Annotated in this window: 22 protein-coding genes; 12 read left to right on the top strand and 10 right to left on the bottom strand. The window is 27.1% G+C overall.

Features of this window, described 5'->3' with window-relative positions; translation table 11 throughout:
* Window positions 1-38: 38 nt before the first annotated feature.
* The 6 genes from Q0984_RS06100 to Q0984_RS06075 form a co-directional block, all read right to left on the bottom strand.
* On the bottom strand, window positions 39-1,181 hold the full coding sequence (locus tag Q0984_RS06100) for an aldo/keto reductase (protein WP_299525125.1): 1,143 nt from the start codon (window positions 1,179-1,181) through the stop codon (window positions 39-41).
* A 645-nt stretch (window positions 1,182-1,826) separates the two neighbouring features.
* Window positions 1,827-2,159 (bottom strand): hypothetical protein, encoded by a 333-nt coding sequence (locus Q0984_RS06095; RefSeq protein WP_299525122.1) that lies wholly within the window; start codon window positions 2,157-2,159, stop codon window positions 1,827-1,829.
* 365 nt (window positions 2,160-2,524) lie between these two features.
* Entirely contained in the window at window positions 2,525-3,235 is a 711-nt protein-coding gene (locus tag Q0984_RS06090; RefSeq protein WP_299525119.1) for a Mov34/MPN/PAD-1 family protein, read from the bottom strand.
* A 10-nt stretch (window positions 3,236-3,245) separates the two neighbouring features.
* A complete protein-coding gene (locus Q0984_RS06085; RefSeq protein WP_299525116.1) occupies window positions 3,246-3,965 on the bottom strand; it encodes a tRNA(His) guanylyltransferase Thg1 family protein in 720 nt (239 codons plus the stop codon).
* 2 nt (window positions 3,966-3,967) lie between these two features.
* A complete protein-coding gene (locus tag Q0984_RS06080; protein WP_299525113.1) occupies window positions 3,968-4,732 on the bottom strand; it encodes an aspartate dehydrogenase in 765 nt (254 codons plus the stop codon).
* Between the two features lie 75 nt (window positions 4,733-4,807).
* Complete coding sequence (locus Q0984_RS06075; protein ID WP_299525111.1) at window positions 4,808-5,215, bottom strand: PRC-barrel domain-containing protein; 408 nt, start codon at window positions 5,213-5,215, stop codon at window positions 4,808-4,810.
* A gap of 198 nt (window positions 5,216-5,413) precedes the next feature.
* Here Q0984_RS06075 and Q0984_RS06070 point away from each other — a divergent pair, with 198 nt between their 5' ends.
* Window positions 5,414-6,136, top strand: a complete 723-nt coding sequence (locus tag Q0984_RS06070; protein WP_299525108.1) for a tRNA-binding protein — start codon at window positions 5,414-5,416, stop codon at window positions 6,134-6,136.
* Window positions 6,137-6,138: 2 nt separating this feature from the next.
* Here Q0984_RS06070 and Q0984_RS06065 read toward each other — a convergent pair whose 3' ends face one another.
* Window positions 6,139-7,551, bottom strand: coding sequence for a lactaldehyde dehydrogenase (locus Q0984_RS06065; protein ID WP_299525105.1), 1,413 nt, complete (start codon window positions 7,549-7,551; stop codon window positions 6,139-6,141).
* Between the two features lie 70 nt (window positions 7,552-7,621).
* Here Q0984_RS06065 and Q0984_RS06060 point away from each other — a divergent pair, with 70 nt between their 5' ends.
* Both Q0984_RS06060 and Q0984_RS06055 read left to right on the top strand, forming a co-directional pair.
* Window positions 7,622-8,203, top strand: a complete 582-nt coding sequence (locus Q0984_RS06060) for a TMEM175 family protein (RefSeq protein WP_299525103.1) — start codon at window positions 7,622-7,624, stop codon at window positions 8,201-8,203.
* A complete protein-coding gene (locus tag Q0984_RS06055) occupies window positions 8,193-8,756 on the top strand; it encodes a TMEM175 family protein (protein ID WP_299525100.1) in 564 nt (187 codons plus the stop codon). Before Q0984_RS06060 ends, Q0984_RS06055 begins: the two co-directional genes overlap by 11 nt.
* Here the strand turns inward: Q0984_RS06055 and Q0984_RS06050 are convergent.
* The 3 genes from Q0984_RS06050 to Q0984_RS06040 all read right to left on the bottom strand — a co-directional run bounded on the left by Q0984_RS06050 (window position 8,749) and on the right by Q0984_RS06040 (window position 10,956).
* Entirely contained in the window at window positions 8,749-8,934 is a 186-nt protein-coding gene (locus Q0984_RS06050) for a class III signal peptide-containing protein (RefSeq protein ID WP_299525097.1), read from the bottom strand. The two genes, Q0984_RS06055 and Q0984_RS06050, sit on opposite strands and share 8 nt — an antisense overlap.
* Before the next feature lie 8 nt (window positions 8,935-8,942).
* Entirely contained in the window at window positions 8,943-9,863 is a 921-nt protein-coding gene (locus tag Q0984_RS06045) for a type II secretion system F family protein (RefSeq protein ID WP_299525094.1), read from the bottom strand.
* Window positions 9,864-9,927: 64 nt separating this feature from the next.
* Window positions 9,928-10,956 carry an aminopeptidase P family protein gene (locus Q0984_RS06040; protein ID WP_299525091.1) on the bottom strand — a complete coding sequence of 343 codons (1,029 nt, stop codon included), beginning with the start codon at window positions 10,954-10,956 and terminating at the stop codon, window positions 9,928-9,930.
* A gap of 127 nt (window positions 10,957-11,083) precedes the next feature.
* Here Q0984_RS06040 and Q0984_RS06035 point away from each other — a divergent pair, with 127 nt between their 5' ends.
* The 9 genes from Q0984_RS06035 to larE all read left to right on the top strand — a co-directional run bounded on the left by Q0984_RS06035 (window position 11,084) and on the right by larE (window position 20,866).
* Window positions 11,084-11,836 carry a hypothetical protein gene (locus Q0984_RS06035; RefSeq protein ID WP_299525089.1) on the top strand — a complete coding sequence of 251 codons (753 nt, stop codon included), beginning with the start codon at window positions 11,084-11,086 and terminating at the stop codon, window positions 11,834-11,836.
* 203 nt (window positions 11,837-12,039) lie between these two features.
* The gene (locus tag Q0984_RS06030; protein WP_299525086.1) at window positions 12,040-15,300 is read left to right on the top strand and encodes a hypothetical protein; all 3,261 of its coding nucleotides are present in this window, start codon (window positions 12,040-12,042) and stop codon (window positions 15,298-15,300) included.
* A gap of 12 nt (window positions 15,301-15,312) precedes the next feature.
* Window positions 15,313-16,032 carry a hypothetical protein gene (locus Q0984_RS06025; protein WP_299525083.1) on the top strand — a complete coding sequence of 240 codons (720 nt, stop codon included), beginning with the start codon at window positions 15,313-15,315 and terminating at the stop codon, window positions 16,030-16,032.
* Between the two features lie 265 nt (window positions 16,033-16,297).
* Window positions 16,298-17,056 carry a hypothetical protein gene (locus Q0984_RS06020; protein ID WP_299525080.1) on the top strand — a complete coding sequence of 253 codons (759 nt, stop codon included), beginning with the start codon at window positions 16,298-16,300 and terminating at the stop codon, window positions 17,054-17,056.
* Between the two features lie 17 nt (window positions 17,057-17,073).
* Entirely contained in the window at window positions 17,074-17,301 is a 228-nt protein-coding gene (locus Q0984_RS06015; protein WP_299525077.1) for a hypothetical protein, read from the top strand.
* A 53-nt stretch (window positions 17,302-17,354) separates the two neighbouring features.
* A complete protein-coding gene (locus Q0984_RS06010) occupies window positions 17,355-17,993 on the top strand; it encodes a site-2 protease family protein (protein ID WP_299525075.1) in 639 nt (212 codons plus the stop codon).
* 6 nt (window positions 17,994-17,999) lie between these two features.
* Window positions 18,000-19,199 carry a YcaO-related McrA-glycine thioamidation protein gene (locus Q0984_RS06005; protein WP_299525072.1) on the top strand — a complete coding sequence of 400 codons (1,200 nt, stop codon included), beginning with the start codon at window positions 18,000-18,002 and terminating at the stop codon, window positions 19,197-19,199.
* 6 nt (window positions 19,200-19,205) lie between these two features.
* Complete coding sequence (locus Q0984_RS06000; protein WP_299525070.1) at window positions 19,206-19,859, top strand: TfuA-related McrA-glycine thioamidation protein; 654 nt, start codon at window positions 19,206-19,208, stop codon at window positions 19,857-19,859.
* The gene (gene larE, locus Q0984_RS05995) at window positions 19,856-20,866 is read left to right on the top strand and encodes an ATP-dependent sacrificial sulfur transferase LarE (RefSeq protein WP_299525067.1); all 1,011 of its coding nucleotides are present in this window, start codon (window positions 19,856-19,858) and stop codon (window positions 20,864-20,866) included. Before Q0984_RS06000 ends, larE begins: the two co-directional genes overlap by 4 nt.
* The last annotated feature ends 5 nt before the right edge of the window (window positions 20,867-20,871 follow it).

Below are 20,871 nucleotides of genomic sequence, written 5' to 3'. Positions count from 1 at the left end.
TCATAGATATCTTAATATTTTAATTATAAAATCAAATTTTATCTACTATAAGGATTAAAACCTTCTTTAAAAATTTCATCCACATTCTTTAGTTCATCAGGAATATTTATTTTTTGAGTACAATAATCTATACACGTTTGACAATAAGTACAATTGCTAGCTGGAACTTTTTCATTAGCTAGTTTATGATAATATGCAGTATAGATATCTGAATCTTCCTGTTGTTTTTTAGTATTGTAAATATTAAAGAAATCAGGAATCGGAATTTCTTCAGGACAATGTTCAACACAATAATTACATCCACTACACGGAATAGCTACACTTAACCTTAATTTTTCAGCTTCAATAGCTAAAAACTCAAATTCATCATCATTTAATTTTTTAAAGTTTTTAAAAGTATCACAGTTTTCAATAGTATTTTCCATGTTACTCATACCACTTAAAACTACTTTTACATTATCTAAAGATGCACAAAATCTTAAAGCAAAACTAGCTATACTTTCATTAGGATTGAATTTTTTAAAATCATCTTTAATTTCATCAGTAGTGTTTATTATAACCCCTCCTTTAAGAGGTTCCATTACATAAACATCCAATCCATATTGTCCACATAATTCATAGCATTTACGAGCCTCAATAATTGGATCTTCCCAATCTAAATAATTAAGTTCCAATTGTGCAAAATCAAAAATATCACCATATTCTTCTAAAAATTGTTTGAGTAATTTTGAATCATCATGAAAACTAAAACCTATTTCTCTTGCAATACCCTCTTTTTTCATGTTTTTAATATATTCAAATGAATTTGCATTCTCTGCTTTTGGAAGCCATGCTGCATTAATATTATGTATGAAAAATTTATCAAAATAATCAATTCCCAATCGCTCAAGCATTTCATTAACAAACTTTTCATTATCCTCTTCTTTTGTAAGTAACCATGTTGGCATTTTATCTGCTATTTGATAAGATTCACGAGGATACCTATCAACTACTGCTTTTTTAATAGCTATCTCTGAGTATCCATTATGATATGCATAAGAAGTATCAAAATAATTAAATCCATTTTCCATATAATAATCAACCATTTTATTAAATGTTTCTTGATCTACACTTGTTGGATCATTTTCATCTGTTTGTGGAAGTCTCATACATCCAAAACCAAATATTACATCATTAACCATTTTACTTTCAACCCCAATTGATTTTATTGATATAAATATTTTATAAAAATCCACATATAAATGTTGTTATCTGCAACAGTTTTGAAGTTAAAATAAGAATTCACGTAAAAAGTACATAGCATATTATTAATTTAAAAATAAGTTAATTCTGATTTTTAACAAAATCAACAGTTTCAGAAGACATCTTAATACTTCTTCTACAGATAAGTTCTTACCAATTTTGTACATTATAGTTTTTCAGAAGACAAACAATGCATTTCTCCATTAACTCATCCTTTTTTATGACTCTTAATAAAGTCATGTAATTCCACGTCAAAAGTATAAGGCATAAATTTATGCCTCCTCTTTTGATGTAGTTAATCCACCATGATAAGGCATAGCCTCACATATTCAAGCAGATAATCTACTTCAAGGAGGCAAATTCCCCCCCCCCAATTTCTTTCAAAGAATGACCCCCTTCCTTTTGCACATCAGAGTCTTGAAAATTCCACCAATATAAAAACCTATCCTAAGACTTAATAGATTTCATGGGTTTGACTAAGAATATGGCAAATCATCCCACTCACCTGAACAATGAGTGAAACTCATTTTAAGTCTTTGATTTCTAACTCACCCATAATTCATCCTCCCACAATAAATAAATCATTAGTATGGTAAATGGCTGTTTGCGGGAGTGGATGATACAAATTCATTCCTCACAATGAACAAATCATTAGAAATCATTAATTCATCTTCATCCATACTATCCACTAATTTAAGTAAATCTAATTTTTCAATTCGTTCATCAAATTCTGTGAATACTTTATCCATGTACTCATCTGAATAAGTCCATTCTGCCCTCCCTGATTGAACTGGAGATGGTTCCCCATCCCCATCAATCCACATCAATTTACCATTTTCTATCTGAAACTGCTCACATGTCTCAGATAATTCTCCTTCTTTATTAGTATATTTCATTATAATATCATAAACATACATCTATATCTCCCCAATTTTTGCGAAATTGATAGTAACATCCACAGACCTTACATCTACAAAATAATCCCCTGAACATCCACATCATTAAATTAAATTTTAAAAGTATCTTCCTATAAGAAGCGTACATTGTTTTTTTTATTTTCTTTTTCATACTATTTAAACACATTAGATTTTTTTTCTTTTAATGAATTTAAAAAGTATTATGAACTGATGATGAAAATTTCCTAAAATTACTAATTTGATAAATAAGTCATAACACTTTTTTCTAAATCTGAAGTGAGTACGTATACTTCTTATAGAAAGATACTAAAAAAATTCAAAAATTAGTAAAATTAGGTTTTAAAAATAAATAAAAAATTATAGATTTATTCGTCTTTTGGAATTTTATAAATACGTTTAATATTTCCGTTTTCGTCTAGTTCTATTTGTATATTATCACCATCAGAAAGCTGAGGTAATTCAATATTAGATATTATTGTAGGATTACTGTTTTGAGTTCTGTTTTCATATTCCCTATATTCTTGGCCTATATCTTCATCTTCCAAATCAAAATCATCTTCGTCATCAAAAAATCCTGGTTTTAATTCTTCACCATCTTTTAAGATATCATCTTCATCAAAAAATTCACTAATGTCTCCATCAATTTCATCACTATAATCCCCTACAGTATAATTCATAGGTTCCCCATATTTATCATAAGCCATAAATGTTTCTAAACTATATGGTAGACAAACAATCATGTGAAATAAGCCATTTTTTGAGAATGTTTTCAAATCAGCTCCTGATGGATGTGCGCTAGGTCCTGGGTGTGAGTGAACTGAACCCCAATACTTTAAATTAGGTGGTAACATTTCTGTATGCACTACTGCTCCAACATCACAAGTTTCTCCAGGTACAAAAATTAAACTAGTAATATAAAGTACTTTATCTTTGATTTTACCATCAAAAAAAGCTAAAAACTCATTAGGATAAGCTTTCTTAGCATAATAAATTACAGACTCAAGGACTTCTTTATCAACCTTAACTTCATTAAATTCATCATTATCTGTATTAAATAATTTTGAAAGAAAACTCATAATATCACAATTAAATTATATTTATATCCTTAAAAAAGTTTTCGTTGAAAATTGGGATTTCCAAATCAACAAATAAACAGTTACGATAAGACACCTGGTTTTTATTTTTCTTTTTATTATAACCTACAATCTTTTTATGTTTTTTATAAATAGCTATTCCTCTTTTTTTCCAATTATTAATATTATTTAAATTAATTCCTTCATTAAATAAAAGTTCATGAATATCCCTTGATTTCAATCCATTTATTTTTTCATTAGCTACTTTATCATTATATTTTGATTTTAGAGTGTGTATACCATATGCATTTATACAATTTCTCCAGGATTCATCTTGTCTCCATTTAAAATATTTTGGAATATCTGTATCTACTATAGGAATAATTCTACTATCAAAAGCAATGGGTTTAGTAATATGTTTATTTAAGTTATAGGTAAATGAACTAGCTGCAAAACTAGCTATTACTGAATTTATTTTTTCAATTCTACCATTAAAGGGAATACTATCTAAAAGAATACTTATTTCATCAGAAAAAGTGTAAATAAAAAGAGGAGCAAACTCATTAAATAAATCCTTAGAAACATCAACCATTAATTTTGCAAAATTTTCATCATAGGGTTTTTTAAGATTTAAATTTCTGGACAATGAATGGAAGCTCCTCCCATCTAATCTTAAAATAATTTTTGAGTTTATTGGAACTTTTAAATCCCTATAAACTTCATGTTCTTTCATAATTACATTCCTACAGTAATAGTTTCATTAAAACTTCTAAGTAATTTAATGGCAGAAAGTGCTGCTAACATACTTGTTTTTGGGTTTGCACTACATGGGAAATTTTTAGTAGTTGTTTTAAATTCTCCAAAGTCTCCTTTTGCAGTAATTTCATGAACATTTCTATCCACATTTGGATCGACGATTATTTTTACATTAATATCCTGATTACAAGCTAAACTTATAGTTGCAGCTACATTAATATTAAGTGGGAATTCTTTAACCGCTTCGGATGCTTTACCTTCAAATAAAACTTCTTCTTTATCAATATTTTTACCTAAAGATCTTGGAGATTTACGAGTTACTAAATTAACTTCATCTAAATTAAAATTAGCAACTGCTTTAATACCATCTAATCCTACAACTGCACCAGAAGGTAGATGTATTCTTGTACCTTTCTTTTTACAGATATCATTTACTTTAGTATAAAAAGATTTATCCATAAATGCCCCAATACTCATAATAATCATGTCAACACCATGAGATAAAACTTTTGGAGCATATTCTTTAACAGAATCTGGAGAAGCACATTCTAAAACTAAATCCACTTTATCCAACATGTCATCTAAATTTAAAATAGCTACACCATTAGCAAATGATGCTAAATTTTCTGCTCTTTCAACGTCATTATCATAAAAATATTCAATATCAATATTATTATCTTCTGGAACAATGCTACTAGCTATAATATTAGCTATAGCACCACAACCTATAATTCCTACTTTCATAAAATCACAATAAAAAGAATAAATTAATTAAAAATATAAAAAAATATAAAAATAAAAAAAAGATGAAAAACTAACCTAGAATTTTTCAAATTCTGCTTGTGCTTTGTGTTCTGCTGGTTTTGGAACTTGAGCTTGTTGATTAGGTGAAATAGTTTCAGTCATTGGTGGTTCATGCCTTACTTTTTTCATGTCCCTTGGATTAATTAACATGATATCGCCAATAGCTTGAACTTTATCAAAATCAATAGTTAATAAATCATTTTTAAAAGATTTTGCATCGTGTTCTTCTTCTGGAGAAACTTGAAAACTTCTCCTCATAATATCTCTAAATCCTACTTGTTTTTTTTCTGGTTCAATAGCCCTTACTTGTAATTTAGAAATTGTTCCTAACCTAATATTAAGAATTACATCAGCCACTCTTCCGACATAATGTCCTGTTACTGTATAAATATCTAATTCTTTTAAACTTGAAACTTCTACCATTTAATACACCACAACAATGAATCTAATTCGTGTTATATTTAAAGTAAAATAATAACATTAACTTATTTTAAATTTATTAATTTGTTAATATAAATAGTTTATGATAATCAAATTTTTAAGCGAAATAAAGCAAACAGGGACAAAATATAATAATCTATTAAAATAAATATCTTAATAGAATAAAAAGGAGACTATAAATTGTGGGACACAAGTAAAGATTATAGAATTTTAGTAGCAAACCAAGCAAGAGAACAGTGTTTAAATATTATTCAAACTGCATCATTTAGAGGAAATTGGAATAAAAAATTAGCTATTGAAACTGTTAAAAATATGAACAGTGATTTTCAGTCATTAAGTTATTCTTATCTTGAAGGAAATGACCTCGTTAACTCACCAGATGTTACATCAATAATCAAGAAAGGTGAAAAAATTGTTGAATGTTTAGGTGGAGATGGTTGGAATAAAACATTTATAAGTAATGCTCCTAAAGAAGAAAAAGAAAAAACAATAGAAAATGTTGCTAAAGTAAGATTTTTTATAGATTCTATTTTAGGCCTTAAAGAACGTTTAGCATTAGGCCCTATTAATGATCCAATTATTGGAATAGATATAAAAGTTGGAGAAATAATGAGTGTTACAAAACATCCAAATGCAGATTCATTAATGATTTGTAATGTTAATTTAGGAAAAAGAGCTATAACTGTTGTTACTAATGATTTAAATGTGAAAGAAGGTAATAATGTTGGTGTTTCATTACTTCCACCACAATCATTTATGGAAACTACAAGTGAAGGAATGTTCCTTGGAATGAATGGAAATATTTTAAAAGAAGTTGAAGGAGAACTCGGACAAATGCCAAAAGGAATTCCTATGGACTCCCTCAATGAAACACGTAATTTAGTAGAAGCATTTTTAAAATAAATCTATCTCAAATTTAATCCAATTAATTTTGATTTAGTCATTTCTTCCACAGCATATTTCACTCCTTCTTTTCCTGTTCCACTATTTTTAAAACCACCAAATGGCATGTTATCTGTTCTAAATGTAGATTGTTTATTTACAAAAACAGTACCTGCCTCAATTTCATTTGCACATCTTAAACCATCTCTAAAACTTTCAGTAAACACTCCTGCCTGAAGACCATATTCTGTATTGTTAGCTACATCAATAGCTTCATCAACAGATTTTACCCTGATTATTGGTGCTACTGGCCCAAAGGTTTCATTTACAACAACGTCCATATCATAAGTAACATTATCTAAAACTGTAGCTTCATAAAAAGCACCATTTCTTTTCCCACCAGTTAATAGTTTAGCTCCAGATTCAATTGCATTATTAACAGATTGTTCAACCATACATGCAGCATTTTCATCAATAAGAGGCCCTAAAATAGTATTCTTATCCATAGGATCACCCATTTTGATTTTTTTAGTTTCCAATACTAATTTTTTTGTGAATTCATCAGCTATGGATTCATCAACAATGATTCTTTTAACACCCATACACACCTGTCCTGCATTTAAATAAACACCATTCATTACTCCTTTAACTGCTTTATCAATATCAGCATCTTTTAAGACAATAAGTGGATCATTGCCCCCTAATTCCAAAGTAATTTTTTTCATTCCTGCTCTTGAAGCTATAAGTAAACCTGTAGCCACACTTCCAGTAAATGATATTTTATCTACTTTCGGAGATGTTACTAATGCATCACCTACTTCAGAACCATATCCAGTTATTGTATTAATAACACCATCTGGAAACTCTTCATTTACCAATTCTGCAAATTTCATTACAGTTAATGGTGCATTTAATGGAGGTTTAATAATTACAGTATTTTTACATGCTATAGCAGGAGCTATTTTATGAATTGATAAATTTAATGGATAATTAAATGGAGTTATAGCTGCTACAACACCTAATGGAACTCTTTGAGTAAATGCAAAAAAACCTTTACCATTTATCCCGCCATCTAATGGAACACTTTCACCATAAATTCTTTTAGCTTCTTCTGCTGAAAGCCTTAATGTTTCAATTGAACGATTTATTTCACCAATAGATTCATTAATAGGTTTACCTACTTCTTTTGTAAGTAATATAGCTAATTCTTCTTTGACATCTTTTAATTTTTCATAAACTGCATATAATTTATTTGAAACTTTAAATGCAGACATTTCTTGAATTGAATTTTTAGCATTAACTGCTGCATCAATAGCTAAATCCACATTATTTAAATGAGAAATGGGTACTGTATCTATAACTTCACCAGAATATGGATTTTTAACTTCTGCCAAATCATCACCTGAAACATGTTTACCATTTATTAACATATCCATCTTATCACCTTATTTAATTATATTTAAAAAACATATATTTAAAGTAATTAATAAAACAAATATTAATATTATGGAAACTGCTAGATTTGAAACATTTGCTGATGCAATAATTGCAATAGCTATGACAGTACTTGTTCTTAAAATACCCCAACCAGAAAATGCAACAATCGGGGCTTTTTTGGCATTAAAAACATATTATATCGCTTATTTTATAAGTTTTTTAACATTATTTAATATTTGGTACAGTAATCATAATTTATTTCAAATTGTAGAAAATATTGATAATACTGCATTAATATTAAATGGAATTCTGATTTTTGAAATAACATTGATTCCTTATTTTACATTATGGTTAACACAGGATGCATATTCCATAGCTAGTGAAACCATGTTTGGATTACTGTTTATTTCAGTAAATATTGTTTATAATTTAGCAGTAAAAGCGGTTCATAGAAGTGATCCATATAATGACAAATTAATAAAAGCAAATTATGATGCTCTAAATCCTATCCCATTAATAATAATTTTAATTGGATTTGCATTAAGTTACACAGTTTTTATTCCTGGAATTTACATTAGCTGTTTACTTGCAGTTATAATGTGGATAATTATATCCAGAATTCATAGAAAAGGTGTTGAAAATGGAAAGTGAAAGATTTGAAGCATTAATCGATGCGATTCTTGCAATTATAATAACAATTATTGTTTTAGAAATTCCAACACCTATAAACGGAAGTTGGGAAGCTTTTGGAGAATTACATTTAGAATTCATTGTTTATTTAGTTAGTTTTATCGTCTGTTTTAACTATTGGAACTACCATAACAATTTATTCAACATTGTAAATCATATTGATTACAAAGTTATATGGTCAAGTGGATTATCTATATTTATACTATCATTACTCCCCTATTTAACAAGTTTTGTAGCTAATAACTTTAATTCATTCTTTGCGCAATCAATATATGGATTAGATTTCATATTAGTTAATTTAATATATATTTATACTTCAGAAAGCTTGAAAAAAGCAGATAAAGGAAATATTGCACTTCAGTTAACATTAGATAAAAATTATGAATTTATTGCAACTATAGCCATAATTATAATTGGATACATAATTGGTTATTTATTCTATCCTCCAGCAATAGTTAGTTCTTGTTTAATTGCAATAATCATTATTTGGTCCATACCTTATATTACTAAGTAAAATACTTTGATAAAGAATCTAACTTATTATTAAAGTTAGAAACTTCTTTACCTCCAATTTCACCAGATAAACCAGCAATATATTTCCTATAAAAAGTCAAAGTTAACAAAACAACTACCATAATTCCACCAATCAATAAAATAAACTCTGCTGAAGTTTGGCCTTTATTATCCACCATATTATCACCTAATTTAAAAACATAGCTCCTGCAAAATTAGAAATTAAATAAAATATCAAATAAGCTCCAAAAGCTAAAGGTATAGAAAATTTAATTCCTTTTTTAACATCACCATACATAATTATACTTATTATCAATCCAACTAAAACAGAATGAATTACCAGATAAATTTGTCCTGCAAAAGGAGCAATCATGATTAACTGAGTTTGTTTTCCAAAACTCTGCATAAACTGAGAATAAACACTAACCATTCCTAAAGCAAAAGGACTAGCAATTACTGCAGAAATCACTAAAAACATTACTGCCATCATAACCGACGATTTTCTCTCCCTTTTTAATGCTAAAATATCCCTTAAATTATTTGAAACATCGAAAATAACATTTGAAATACTTGATCCACTTTTACGACCATCCAATATTATTGTAAAAATCCTTTCAAGTTCTCTTGATTTTAATCTTTGAGCCATAGCCATCCAAGCATCATCAAAGTTTCTACCAACACTTATTTCAGCAATTGCCCTTCGTGTTTCATCATATAATGGCCCTTCACCATATTTAGATAAATCCTCCATAGCACTCTCAAAACTCAAACCAACTTTTAACATAGCTGAAAGCTGTCTTAAAAAATCAGGAGCTGATTTTTCAATTTCTGCAGCTCTTTTTTCTTGTTTTATAAAAACATATGTAACCAATATAGGAATAATTAAAAATGGTAAAAATAAAGATAAATCAGGTATTTTTAAAATTACAATGAAAATTCCAATTACAATATCTACAAATAAAATAAAAAATATTAGAATAGCTAAAAATTTAGATGCAACTATCTCAATACCACCACTTAATAAAAATTCCTGGATATTAGATAATTGCTTTTCAGAAAGATTATTTTCCAAAAATAAAGATAATAAATAGATAATTTTAGATTCCATACACTAAAATACTATTTTAAAATATATAAAATATTAGTTATAAATTAAATCAATTTTAAAAGGATTATTCAATAATTAATGGCAAATCACCTATGATTTTTCCCTTATTTTTTTCAACAGAAATTGTATCTTCAAGTCTAACACCAAAATTATCTTCCAAATAAATTCCAGGTTCAACTGTAATAACCATACCTTCCTCAATTACTGTTTTATCCCTAGTTGAAAATGTGGGTATCTCATGAATATCCAAACCTACACTATGTCCTGTTGAGTGGATATACTTATCCCCATAACCATATTCACTTATAATATCACGAGCCACTTTATCAATTTCACAACATTTAAGACCAGGTTTAATAGCTTTTATAGATTTATCATGAGCTTCAGCTACAATATCACAAATTTCATTTTGTTTTTCTGTATAAACCATAGTCCTAGTATTATCTGAACAATAACCTTGATATTTTGCTCCCCAATCAATTAATATTGGACGTTCTAATGATTTATTTTGAGGAACTGCATGAGGCAAACTTGAATTTGATCCACTTGTTACAATAGTATCAAAAGAATTATTTTCAGCACCATATTTTCTCATTAAATTATCCAAATCCAAAGCAACAATATTTTCAGAATTTGTATTATTTAAAATATCCAAATCAATAAATGCTTTTTGAGCAATTTCTGTTGCTTTTTGAATTTTAGATATTTCTTCAGGAGTTTTAATTTGTCTTTGAGTATCAATAAATGTCTCTGAATTTATATTAAATGAATCTTTAAACTTTTCATAAGTACTATAAACTAAACTTGGCTCAATAGCTAAATTAGAAATTCCATCTTTCTTAAGTTCATCAACCATATTTGAAAATGAAACGAATTCTTTAACCTCAATAGTAGATGTTTTATTAGCTATTTCCATATCCATTTTTGATGCATAAATAATTGGATTTTCTTTTATAACACAAAACGCAAAACTAGTTGGTTTATAATTTGAAATATATTGAACATTCGTAAATTGTGCAAGTAAATAACCTTGATAATCCTTCTTTTCCATATCTTTTAAAATATTGTTAATATGAAATTCATTTATTTCCATCTTTTTACACCTTCTACAGATAATTATATGTTCCAGTTAATATAAAACCCTATATAATTAATTATTTTTATATACTTACAAAGATATTGTTTATTAAATTACAAATAGGCATTTACTCTGTGATTCTATGACAAAATTATTTAATTTATTTACTATTAGTGAAAAATATTTTTCAGATAAAAAAACCGTAAAAAAAAGATTTATAAAATTATTCGGAGGATTTTTATTAATAGCAATTCTAATATCACCATTTACATGGATTGGATTTTTATTATTCTTGTTATTATTATTTGCATTAGGAGGAATATTCTTAATAGAATATTATAGTGATGAATTAGATGAAAAATATCACCTATACAATTTTAACAATTTTAGAGGATATTCTTATCAAATATTTGCATTTACTATTTTAGGATTTTCAACCACATCTTTATCTATACTTATGATATGTTTGTGTGCTGAAATAAATATTATAAAATCCATTTTAATAGCAACAATATTTGCACTACCATTTTTAGGAATAGGACTTAAATTTAAAACATTTAACGATTCCAGTTTAGAAGAAAATGGAGAAATTGTCTATGAAGCTGGTTACGAACCAAATTACTATTTCCCAGTACTAGCTATCTGCTGCTATTTAGGATACACACAAGGACTCTACGAAACATCCCCAATAAACATAATAGGACTACTAATATCCACAACAGCCTGCTTCATATGGCTAATATACCCAAACAAAATCAACAAATACTTACCATTTGAAAATAGAAATAAAAAAGGAGAAATATTATACTTAGCAATAGCATTAATCATATTCTTCATACTACTCCACCAATTCACAACAATCCCATTCACAGAAATCACAGGAATCACAAAATAAAAAAAAGAAAGTTAATAATAATCAGCAACATGTTAAAACTATGAATATATTCAAGATAATAACAATCAAATAAGAATAATTATAATAACTCATTAAAAATTTGGATAAATTTATATAATTTTATTTGAAATTAATATATGTAGTATTTTAATTTTTATTAATATTACTAAGTACTTTTATTAAAATAAAATGATGTGAAATTAATGAATAAAAATATATTAATTTTAAGTTTTATTCTGTTTTTTATTTTCATTTCTGGTGTTTCAGGCAGTGAAATTAATGAAACCCTTCAAAACACAGAAAACGAAAATATAAATTATAATTATAAAACTGAAATCAAAATTAATAATACAGATTACAATTTAAACCAAGACTTTCAAAAAGTTACAAATAATTTTATAAAGTCAACAAATAACACAAATTTAGTTTTTAAAGATATTTCAAATCAAAAGAATTTTATCATCAAAGATGAATGTTTTGATATAATTTTAAACAAAGATTTAAAAAATAATAGTAAATATGAATTATATTATGGGATAGATAAACTCACAAACAAATCATATTTAATTATTAATGAAGTTCAAAGTAACAACAATCAAGAAAATAGTGTTCTAAGTGGACACAATACTGCTTTTTTCTATAAAAATGGAAAATATTCAGTTCATTTAAAAGACACATATGGAAATCCATTAAATAACGAAAGAGTTATATTTAATATAAATGGAGTAGGTTATAGTCGTGTGACAGACAATAATGGATATGCTTACTTGAATATTAATTTACGGCCTGGAAATTATACTATCACAACATTATTTGCAGGAAACAGCCAATATAAATCATCTACAGCAACCAATAAAATATACATTATTTCCACTATTCAAAGCAACAATCTCATCAAATCATACAAAAATAATTCACAATTTAATGCTATGGTATTTGATGGAAATGGCAATCGTTTGAAAAACTCTGTTGTTACATTTAATATAAATGGAGTGCTTTACAACAGAACTAGTGATAAAACTGGTGTTGCACAAATAAATATTAATCTTGATCCTGGAAAATATATAATTACAGTTACAAATAATAATGACAAACTCTCAGAATCATATAATATCACAGTATTAAAACAGAATACTCTAATAAAATATGATAAATTTATTATCAATCGAAAAGGAGAATATTTCATAACAAAAGTAACTGACTCATCAGGAAAACCATTAACTAATTTTAATATAAATATTATTGCAAATGGCGTTTCATACAGCAGAACAACTGATACTCAAGGCATAGCAAAATTAAAAATTAATTTTAAAACTGGAAATTACAATATTTACTGTACATTCTCTGGAACATACCAATACAACAATTTTAATGGACCCACAAAAATTATAACCATGCTTCTATCATCCACAAAATTAAATGTAAACTTAAATACAAATAACATCATTTTCAGAGACAAAGGATACTCATTTAATGCCTTGCTAAAAGATAACAATGGTTTTCCAATGTCTGGAAAAACAGTCATATTCAAAATAAATGGCATTTCATATTCTAAAACAACTGATGAAAATGGAATTGCAAAACAAAACATAAATTTAAATCCTGGACAATACTCAATATCAACAACCTACTCAGGTTCAACATATTACAATTCAATTACAAAAAATAACATTATCAAAATGAACTTAACACCCAATATGGTTTATTCAGTAGATATTCCAATGTATTTTAATGTAAGTGGACTTGATTTTGTTTATCCCAATTATTCATTTAATTATGTTTCTAAAGCTGGAACAAATGGAATAATAAAAGTATATGAAACCCGTTTATTTGCAATTAAAACAACTGAAGAAGTATTTTATTTTAAATATGGGGCAAATAGTGATGTTTTATACAATAACAGTTATACTCAATTATCAAATGGAGATAATTATTTTATTTCAAAAGAAGGTCAAAAAACTAAAGTTAATAACAATTACATCCCCTCTAGCCAAGGAATATTGCTAAAAACTGAAAAAGATTTCGTTAGATTTTATTACTATGATACAATTAATGAAAACAATATAAACGAATTTAGTGCTATTTATTCAACAATTATTAATTCCAATTTTGATATCCAAAAAATAGATTTTGTTAAAAATTTTAATTCATGGGGAAATATTTTATACTCTAACTCTATTTTCAATGATGATGTTGGTCTTAGACTACAACTCAGCCAAGGAAAAACCATATGGAATGGAGCAAATATAGCACATATCACATATAAACAATTTTTAAATAATGACTTATCAAAATTAAAATATACCAATACAAATACAACATTAAAATATACTTATGACTATTCCTTAATTAATAAAAATCCCGATTTTGAATATATGAACACCATTTTCAAAATTAATAATGAGTTAATTGAAAAAACTGAAAAAATAAATACTGGAGTTTTAATTGATGCTCAAGCAGGATTCAACACAATACAAACATACACCATAACAGATAGAAAAACATCAAATGATGATATAAAATACTGGTTAAATAAAAATTACTCTCACGGACCTGAAAAAGCAATATATGGAACATTTTTAAATGGATTAATGACAATATATATGAGTGATAATCTAGCAAACGAAAAAGATAACTTTTACAACTTAACTTGGACACGAAACAAAAACACAGTGGTAATGTCTGGCATAATGAACGGAGGAATGAGTTATATCCATATCCCTAATCCAAGTATGAATATGATATTATCAAGTAACAATAATAAAAATATGAAAAATTTCAGATTCGAATGTTCAATAATGTTAAGTGACATAGAAAGCATGATTCTAAAACTAGCAGACAACATAACTATTCTTGGATCACTATCTTCCATAATCAACCATATTTGTAATGAAGAATGGTTCAGGGCTGAAAAAATAAATGATTCATTGCATTTAAAGTTTTTAAATTTTTCAGAAAAATTAATAATTAATCAAACAACAGGAATTGTTTCTACAACTATTGAAAATGAAGGGTTTTTATATAAAGGCGCATTATCAACAACATATTCTTATTGTTTCTGTGATGAATTAACAGACAACTTACTTAATAATATACATTCATTATTGTCATACATAACTGAACATACAATAACTGAAGTTACAAATCGATACAATGACTTTAAATCATTTTTTGGATTATCTGACAAACAATGTGGGAAACTTGCAGAAATAGGTGGTGGACTTTGTATTTCCATTTCAAAAATTGCTGCAGGTATAGCCATACCTTGCATACTTGCCCCACCTTTATGGCCTCTGGCAACTGTTCCAACAGTTATCGCAGTGAGTTTTGGTCTAATGGGTCTTGGTTTAAATTGTCTATCAACAGATACTCTCCGACATCCAACATGGGGTAATTTTAATAAAGCAGTGAAAAAAACTACCGCCAATTATTTATTTGAAATTGCAGAAGTTCCAGTTTATTAAGAAGGGTATTATATGAATAGATTTAATAAAATATTAGATGAGAATATGTTTTTTAGAAAATCATTTCTTAAAAAAGCAACATTTTGGATGTATATGTTATTTTTCATGGCAATATTCTTAATTTTTAAATGGCATTGGTTAACAGCATACTTTATGACAACCTATATTTCCTTAACAATTGGTCCATTGTTATTTTTCTATTATCAACGAGAAATTTATAAAAAACATGACTGGAGACAATATATAACCTTCTATCCAATAGAACGATTTATGACTTTATGTTTTACTCCATCAACATTAGGAGTATTTTTAATTGCATATTTATGTTGTTTCAATAAAATAAATGCTATTATTCTAGCAATTATTTTTGTTTTACCAATGCTGGGAATTGGCTTAAGACCAAATTGTTTCAATGACAAAAGCAGAAATAACAACTCATTAGGTTATAGGCCATTTATCTATCTTGGATTAAGTATGTTGCTATGTTATATTGGTTTTCCACAAGTAATTTTCGAACACAATATTATTAATAAAATCATATTATGTACAATAACTTGTTTAGGATTTTTAGCTTTAATTTTCCCAGATAAAGGAAGTAATTTATTAAGATTTAATAATAAAACAGAAAAAGGATTCATATTATATATTATATTAATATTTATTGTATTTTTCATCGTGTTCCATTTTACAAATTCAGGATTTTACTTAAAAATTTATTTAAACACATGGTGAATTAATATGAACAAAAATTTTAAAAATTACATTGCAATAGGAGCGCCATTTGTAATTTTTGTAGTACACAGCTTTTTAAACACTTATATATGGATTATTTTTTCAATAATTGGATTAATAATAACTTACAATTATTACAAACAATCAAAAGAAAACAAATACTTAAGATATGCTATGAAATTATATATTCTAAATTTTATTTTTATAATCATCAGATTACTAATTATATATTTAATGACTTAAAATAATAATAAAGAGGCAAATAATGACAAACCTATTTAATTTATTCAAATTAGATCCTAATAGAAAGTATTTTCCAAAAAAAGAAGATATTAAAAAAAGAGCAATTAAAAGTTATGGAATAATTCTATTCTTAGCAATAGCTACATCTAGTATCACATGGTTAGGATTTTTCTGTTTTCTTTTTTTTGTATTTGGAACATGCGGAGTATGGATTGTAGAGTATTACGGTGATGAATTAGATGAAAAATATGGATTATACAACTTCACTAATTTCAGAGGATTTTCTCTCCAAATTTATTCATTCATGCTCCTAGGAGCATCAACCACATCTTTATCTGTACTTATGATGTGTTTGTGTGCTGGAGCAAATATTATAAAATCCATTTTAATAGCAATAATATTTGCACTACCATTTTTAGGAATAGGACTTAAATTTAAAACATTTAACGATTCCAGTTTAGAAGAAAATGGAGAAATTGTCTATGAAGCTGGTTACGAACCAAATTACTATTTCCCAGTACTAGCTATCTGCTGCTATTTAGGATACACACAAGGACTCTACGAAACATCCCCAATAAACATAATAGGACTACTAATATCCACAACAGCCTGCTTCATATGGCTAATATACCCAAACAAAATCAACAAATACTTACCATTTGAAAATAGAAATAAAAAAGGAGAAATATTATACTTAGCAATAGCATTAATCATATTCTTCATACTACTCCACCAATTCACAACAATCCCATTCACAGAAATCACAGGAATCACAAAATAAAAAAGGAGAATTAAAAAATGAATACAAAACAAACAATAGCTATTATTATTCCAATAGCTATTTTTATTATTAAAAAATATATCAGTCTTTATATAACTATTCCAATTTTAATAGTTGGTTGTATTATAACATATTATTTATACACAAAATCTGATGAAGATAAGTACTTAAGAGGTGCTCTTTCACTGTACGGGTTAAATTTCTTCTTTATCCTACTTGGTATTGTGTTATATTATATGCTATAAAAAACTAATTTACTAAAAAAATTTTTATATATAAAATTAGATATTTTAAAATCATGTTTAAATTTACAAGTAATGAAGTGAGAGACTTAATAATTTCATTTTTTGTCATTTCACTTTCTTTTTCAATATTGTATACAGGTAGAGATTTCTCTGCAATGTACTTTATATTACCTATTGTGATGGTAGGTGTGGGTTTAGGGTTTATTTTGCATGAACTTGGACATAAATTCAGTGCTATGCATTTTGGTTACTGGTCTGAATATCAACTTTGGCCTATGGGTTTAATTATTGCTTTAGCTAGTTCTTTTTGTGGAATTGTATTTGCTGCTCCTGGAGCTGTTTATACTTATGCAAATTTTTTAGATGATAGAACTAATGGTATAATATCCATAGCTGGACCTATAGTCAATATTGTACTTGCTATAATATTCTTATTAATAGCTACTATAATTTACCCTCAAGCATTTTTCAATGAAACAATGAGAATTATATTCCTTGTTTGTTCACTTGGATTTACTATTAACAGTTATTTAGCTACATTTAACTTGATTCCTATTTGGAATTTAGATGGTAGTAAAGTACTTAGATGGAATGGATTAATTTGGGTTGTTACAATCGCTATTGCTGGAATTATGACTTATCTCGCTATGACTGTAGGTGTTGAAGGTATAATAAATATTTTAATAGGATAATAAACAATGGAAAATCAAGAAATAACATTTTTTAAAGGGACGCATAGAGTAATTCCCCCTTCAAAAACTATCAAAAAGAATGAACATAAAACTAAAATAGCTGGAATAACACGTATAACTGAAATAACTCATTTAGATAGAATTGGAATTCCTGTTTTTTCAGCTATTCGACCTACTGCTCAAGATGGTGGAATTAGTATATATGGAGGTAAAGGAATTACTTCTAATCATGCTAAAGCTTCAGCTATGATGGAAGGTTTTGAGAGATATTCTGCTGAAAAACAAGAATCAGACAAAACAATTATTGCAACATTAAATGAAATTAATGGTAATTATATTAATCCAAAATCTCTAAATTTACCAAGAGATTTTAGTGAAGATTTACTTGAGACAATGAATTTAGAATGGAGCATGTCAAAAGATTTAATCTCTGGAGAAGATTATTATATTCCATCTAATGCAATTTATCATCCTTATGTTCCTGAAAATAATGTTCAAGGTTTATTTAAAGGAAATACAAATGGTTTGGCTTCAGGAAATATTTTAGAAGAAGCTATATTACATGGAATCTTTGAAGTTATTGAAAGAGATGCATGGAGTATTTTTGAGCTTACTCATAAAAATTCAAAACAGATAGATCTTGAAAGTATTGATAATGACAATATAATCCAACTTCTCAATAAATACCATGAAAATGGTATTAATATTAAGTTAATGAACTTAACTGCAGATATTAATGTTCCAACAATTGCTGCATCTGCAGATGATACTGTCTTAAAAGATGCTGGATTATTATCTTTAGGTATTGGAACTCATCTTAATCCAGGAATAGCTATTTTACGTGCACTTACTGAAGTAGCTCAAAGTAGAGCAACACAAATCCAAGGTGCTCGTGAAGATACTGTAAGAGCTGATTTTGCACGTAAAGCAGGTTATGAGCGTATGAAACGTATCAATAACCATTATTTTGAAGATGAAACTGATAAACTATCATTTAGTGATATTGAAGATAAAAGTACCAATTCTATAAACCAAGATATTGAAATAGTAAAAGATGAATTAATAAAAAATGGATTGGATAAAATACTATATACTGATTTAACACGTCCAGAACTTGGAGTAAATGTAGTACGTGTTGTAATTCCAACAATGGAACTTTATTCATTAGATAATACTCGTGCTGGAGACCGTTGTTTAAAATTTTAGATTTTTATGGTTAAAATAATAATTTACACAGGATTATCTCTTTCCTTTGATGAAGCAAAAGAAATATTAGACTCTCATGGAGATGTTGAAGTTATTTATAAACGACCAATCAAACGTGGCGATATTGGTTTAGCTATTAAAGAACATCCCGACATTATTGGAATAATTGATGGCGTATTTCATCAAAATTCAGCTGTGGGACATAGAGAAATTCTAAAAGCAATTGATGAAGGAATAACCGTGATTGGAGCATCTAGTATGGGTGCTTTAAGAGCTTCTGAATTAGATACATTAGGTATGAAAGGAATTGGATATGTTTATGAACAATATGCTACAGGGAAAGTAACTTCTGATGATGATGTGGCAGTTATGTTAGATAGTGAAACTTTAGAACAGTTATCTGAGCCTTTAATTAATATGGAGTATACTTTTACAAAAGCTGTTGAAGAAAATATTATTACTTCAAAACAAAAAGAGGAATTACTTTCTATTGCTAAATCTACATTCTATCCAAAAAGAAATTATGCACAAACATTAAATAGTTCAAAATTAGATGATGATACAATAGATCAATTAATTACATTTATTCGTTTTTGCAAGGATATTAAAAAAGAAGATGCAAAATCTTTAATAAAATATATAACACATGTGATAGAATGAATTTAGATGAAAAAGTTAAAAAAGTAAAAAACATTCTTAAAAATCGTAAAGTTGCAATAGCGTTTTCTGGAGGTGCAGATAGTACATTACTTGCATATCTTGCATCTAAAGTTAGTGATAACCCAATAGCTATAACTATAGACAACCACATATTTCCTACAGGCTTTATCGAACACTGTACTAATGCAACTACTAAATTTGGAATTAAACACAAAGTTATTGACTTAGACTTCTATAAAAATGAAGAGTTACTCTCTAATAAATCCAACAGATGTTTTGTATGTAGAGATTTAATGTATGGAAATATTAAAAAATATGCTCTTGAAAATGATTATGAATCTGTTTTAGATGGAAATAACATAAGTGATTTAGTTTTAGATAGGCCAGGAATATTAATTACCTACAAAAATAATATTGAAAGTCCATTTATTAGTGCTAAATTAACATCAAAAGAAATTCACGAATATTTAAATAAACATAACATCCCATTTTCAAGATCAACAACATGTCTTGGAACTAGATTACCTACCAACACCAAAATGACTAAAGAAAATATTAATCAAATTCGAGTTAGTGAAGACTTAATTTATGAAAAAACAAAATGTGAAATTGTTAAAGTGAGAAACAATAATGGACTTGCCCTATGTGAAGTTGATGATTTAACCAAACTATTAAATCAAGATATGTTAAATCAGATAAACTATGAATTAAAAGAAATAGGATTTAAAAAAGTGGCTTTAAATTTATCACAAATCGATGATGATGAAACCATTACCTTGAACTACAAAGATGGTGGTTTTGAATATCAACTTCCATATACAATAAATATTGAAAATACTAAAAAACAACTAAAAGATAAAATAATTTCAAGTGATTATGAAAAAATAATTATTAAAAACCAAATAATCTATGAAAACGGATTAATAAAAGGTAACAATTTCAAATCAAAAGAAGAATGTCTAAATAAATTTATGGAATTATTACCCAATATAAGAAGAAATATATGAAAAAG

Origin of the sequence: uncultured Methanobrevibacter sp., from assembly GCF_934746965.1 — an archaeon.
Classification (GTDB): Archaea; Methanobacteriota; Methanobacteria; order Methanobacteriales; family Methanobacteriaceae; genus Methanocatella.
This window is presented reverse-complemented; position numbering and strand designations above follow the sequence as displayed.

Coding starts and splice junctions, on each gene's coding strand:
- Q0984_RS06015 (WP_299525077.1), top strand. CDS start 17,074: ATGAATACAAAACAAACAATAGCTATTATTATTCCAATAGCTATTTTT.
- Q0984_RS06000 (WP_299525070.1), top strand. CDS start 19,206: ATGGTTAAAATAATAATTTACACAGGATTATCTCTTTCCTTTGATGAA.
- Q0984_RS06020 (WP_299525080.1), top strand. CDS start 16,298: ATGACAAACCTATTTAATTTATTCAAATTAGATCCTAATAGAAAGTAT.
- Q0984_RS06010 (WP_299525075.1), top strand. CDS start 17,355: ATGTTTAAATTTACAAGTAATGAAGTGAGAGACTTAATAATTTCATTT.
- Q0984_RS06025 (WP_299525083.1), top strand. CDS start 15,313: ATGAATAGATTTAATAAAATATTAGATGAGAATATGTTTTTTAGAAAA.
- Q0984_RS06095 (WP_299525122.1), bottom strand. CDS start 2,159: ATGTATGTTTATGATATTATAATGAAATATACTAATAAAGAAGGAGAA.
- Q0984_RS06100 (WP_299525125.1), bottom strand. CDS start 1,181: ATGGTTAATGATGTAATATTTGGTTTTGGATGTATGAGACTTCCACAA.
- Q0984_RS06065 (WP_299525105.1), bottom strand. CDS start 7,551: ATGGATATGTTAATAAATGGTAAACATGTTTCAGGTGATGATTTGGCA.
- Q0984_RS06055 (WP_299525100.1), top strand. CDS start 8,193: ATGGAAAGTGAAAGATTTGAAGCATTAATCGATGCGATTCTTGCAATT.
- Q0984_RS06060 (WP_299525103.1), top strand. CDS start 7,622: ATGGAAACTGCTAGATTTGAAACATTTGCTGATGCAATAATTGCAATA.
- Q0984_RS06005 (WP_299525072.1), top strand. CDS start 18,000: ATGGAAAATCAAGAAATAACATTTTTTAAAGGGACGCATAGAGTAATT.
- Q0984_RS06045 (WP_299525094.1), bottom strand. CDS start 9,863: ATGGAATCTAAAATTATCTATTTATTATCTTTATTTTTGGAAAATAAT.
- Q0984_RS06075 (WP_299525111.1), bottom strand. CDS start 5,215: ATGGTAGAAGTTTCAAGTTTAAAAGAATTAGATATTTATACAGTAACA.
- larE (WP_299525067.1), top strand. CDS start 19,856: ATGAATTTAGATGAAAAAGTTAAAAAAGTAAAAAACATTCTTAAAAAT.
- Q0984_RS06085 (WP_299525116.1), bottom strand. CDS start 3,965: ATGAAAGAACATGAAGTTTATAGGGATTTAAAAGTTCCAATAAACTCA.
- Q0984_RS06035 (WP_299525089.1), top strand. CDS start 11,084: ATGACAAAATTATTTAATTTATTTACTATTAGTGAAAAATATTTTTCA.
- Q0984_RS06090 (WP_299525119.1), bottom strand. CDS start 3,235: ATGAGTTTTCTTTCAAAATTATTTAATACAGATAATGATGAATTTAAT.
- Q0984_RS06030 (WP_299525086.1), top strand. CDS start 12,040: ATGAATAAAAATATATTAATTTTAAGTTTTATTCTGTTTTTTATTTTC.
- Q0984_RS06050 (WP_299525097.1), bottom strand. CDS start 8,934: ATGGTGGATAATAAAGGCCAAACTTCAGCAGAGTTTATTTTATTGATT.
- Q0984_RS06080 (WP_299525113.1), bottom strand. CDS start 4,732: ATGAAAGTAGGAATTATAGGTTGTGGTGCTATAGCTAATATTATAGCT.
- Q0984_RS06040 (WP_299525091.1), bottom strand. CDS start 10,956: ATGGAAATAAATGAATTTCATATTAACAATATTTTAAAAGATATGGAA.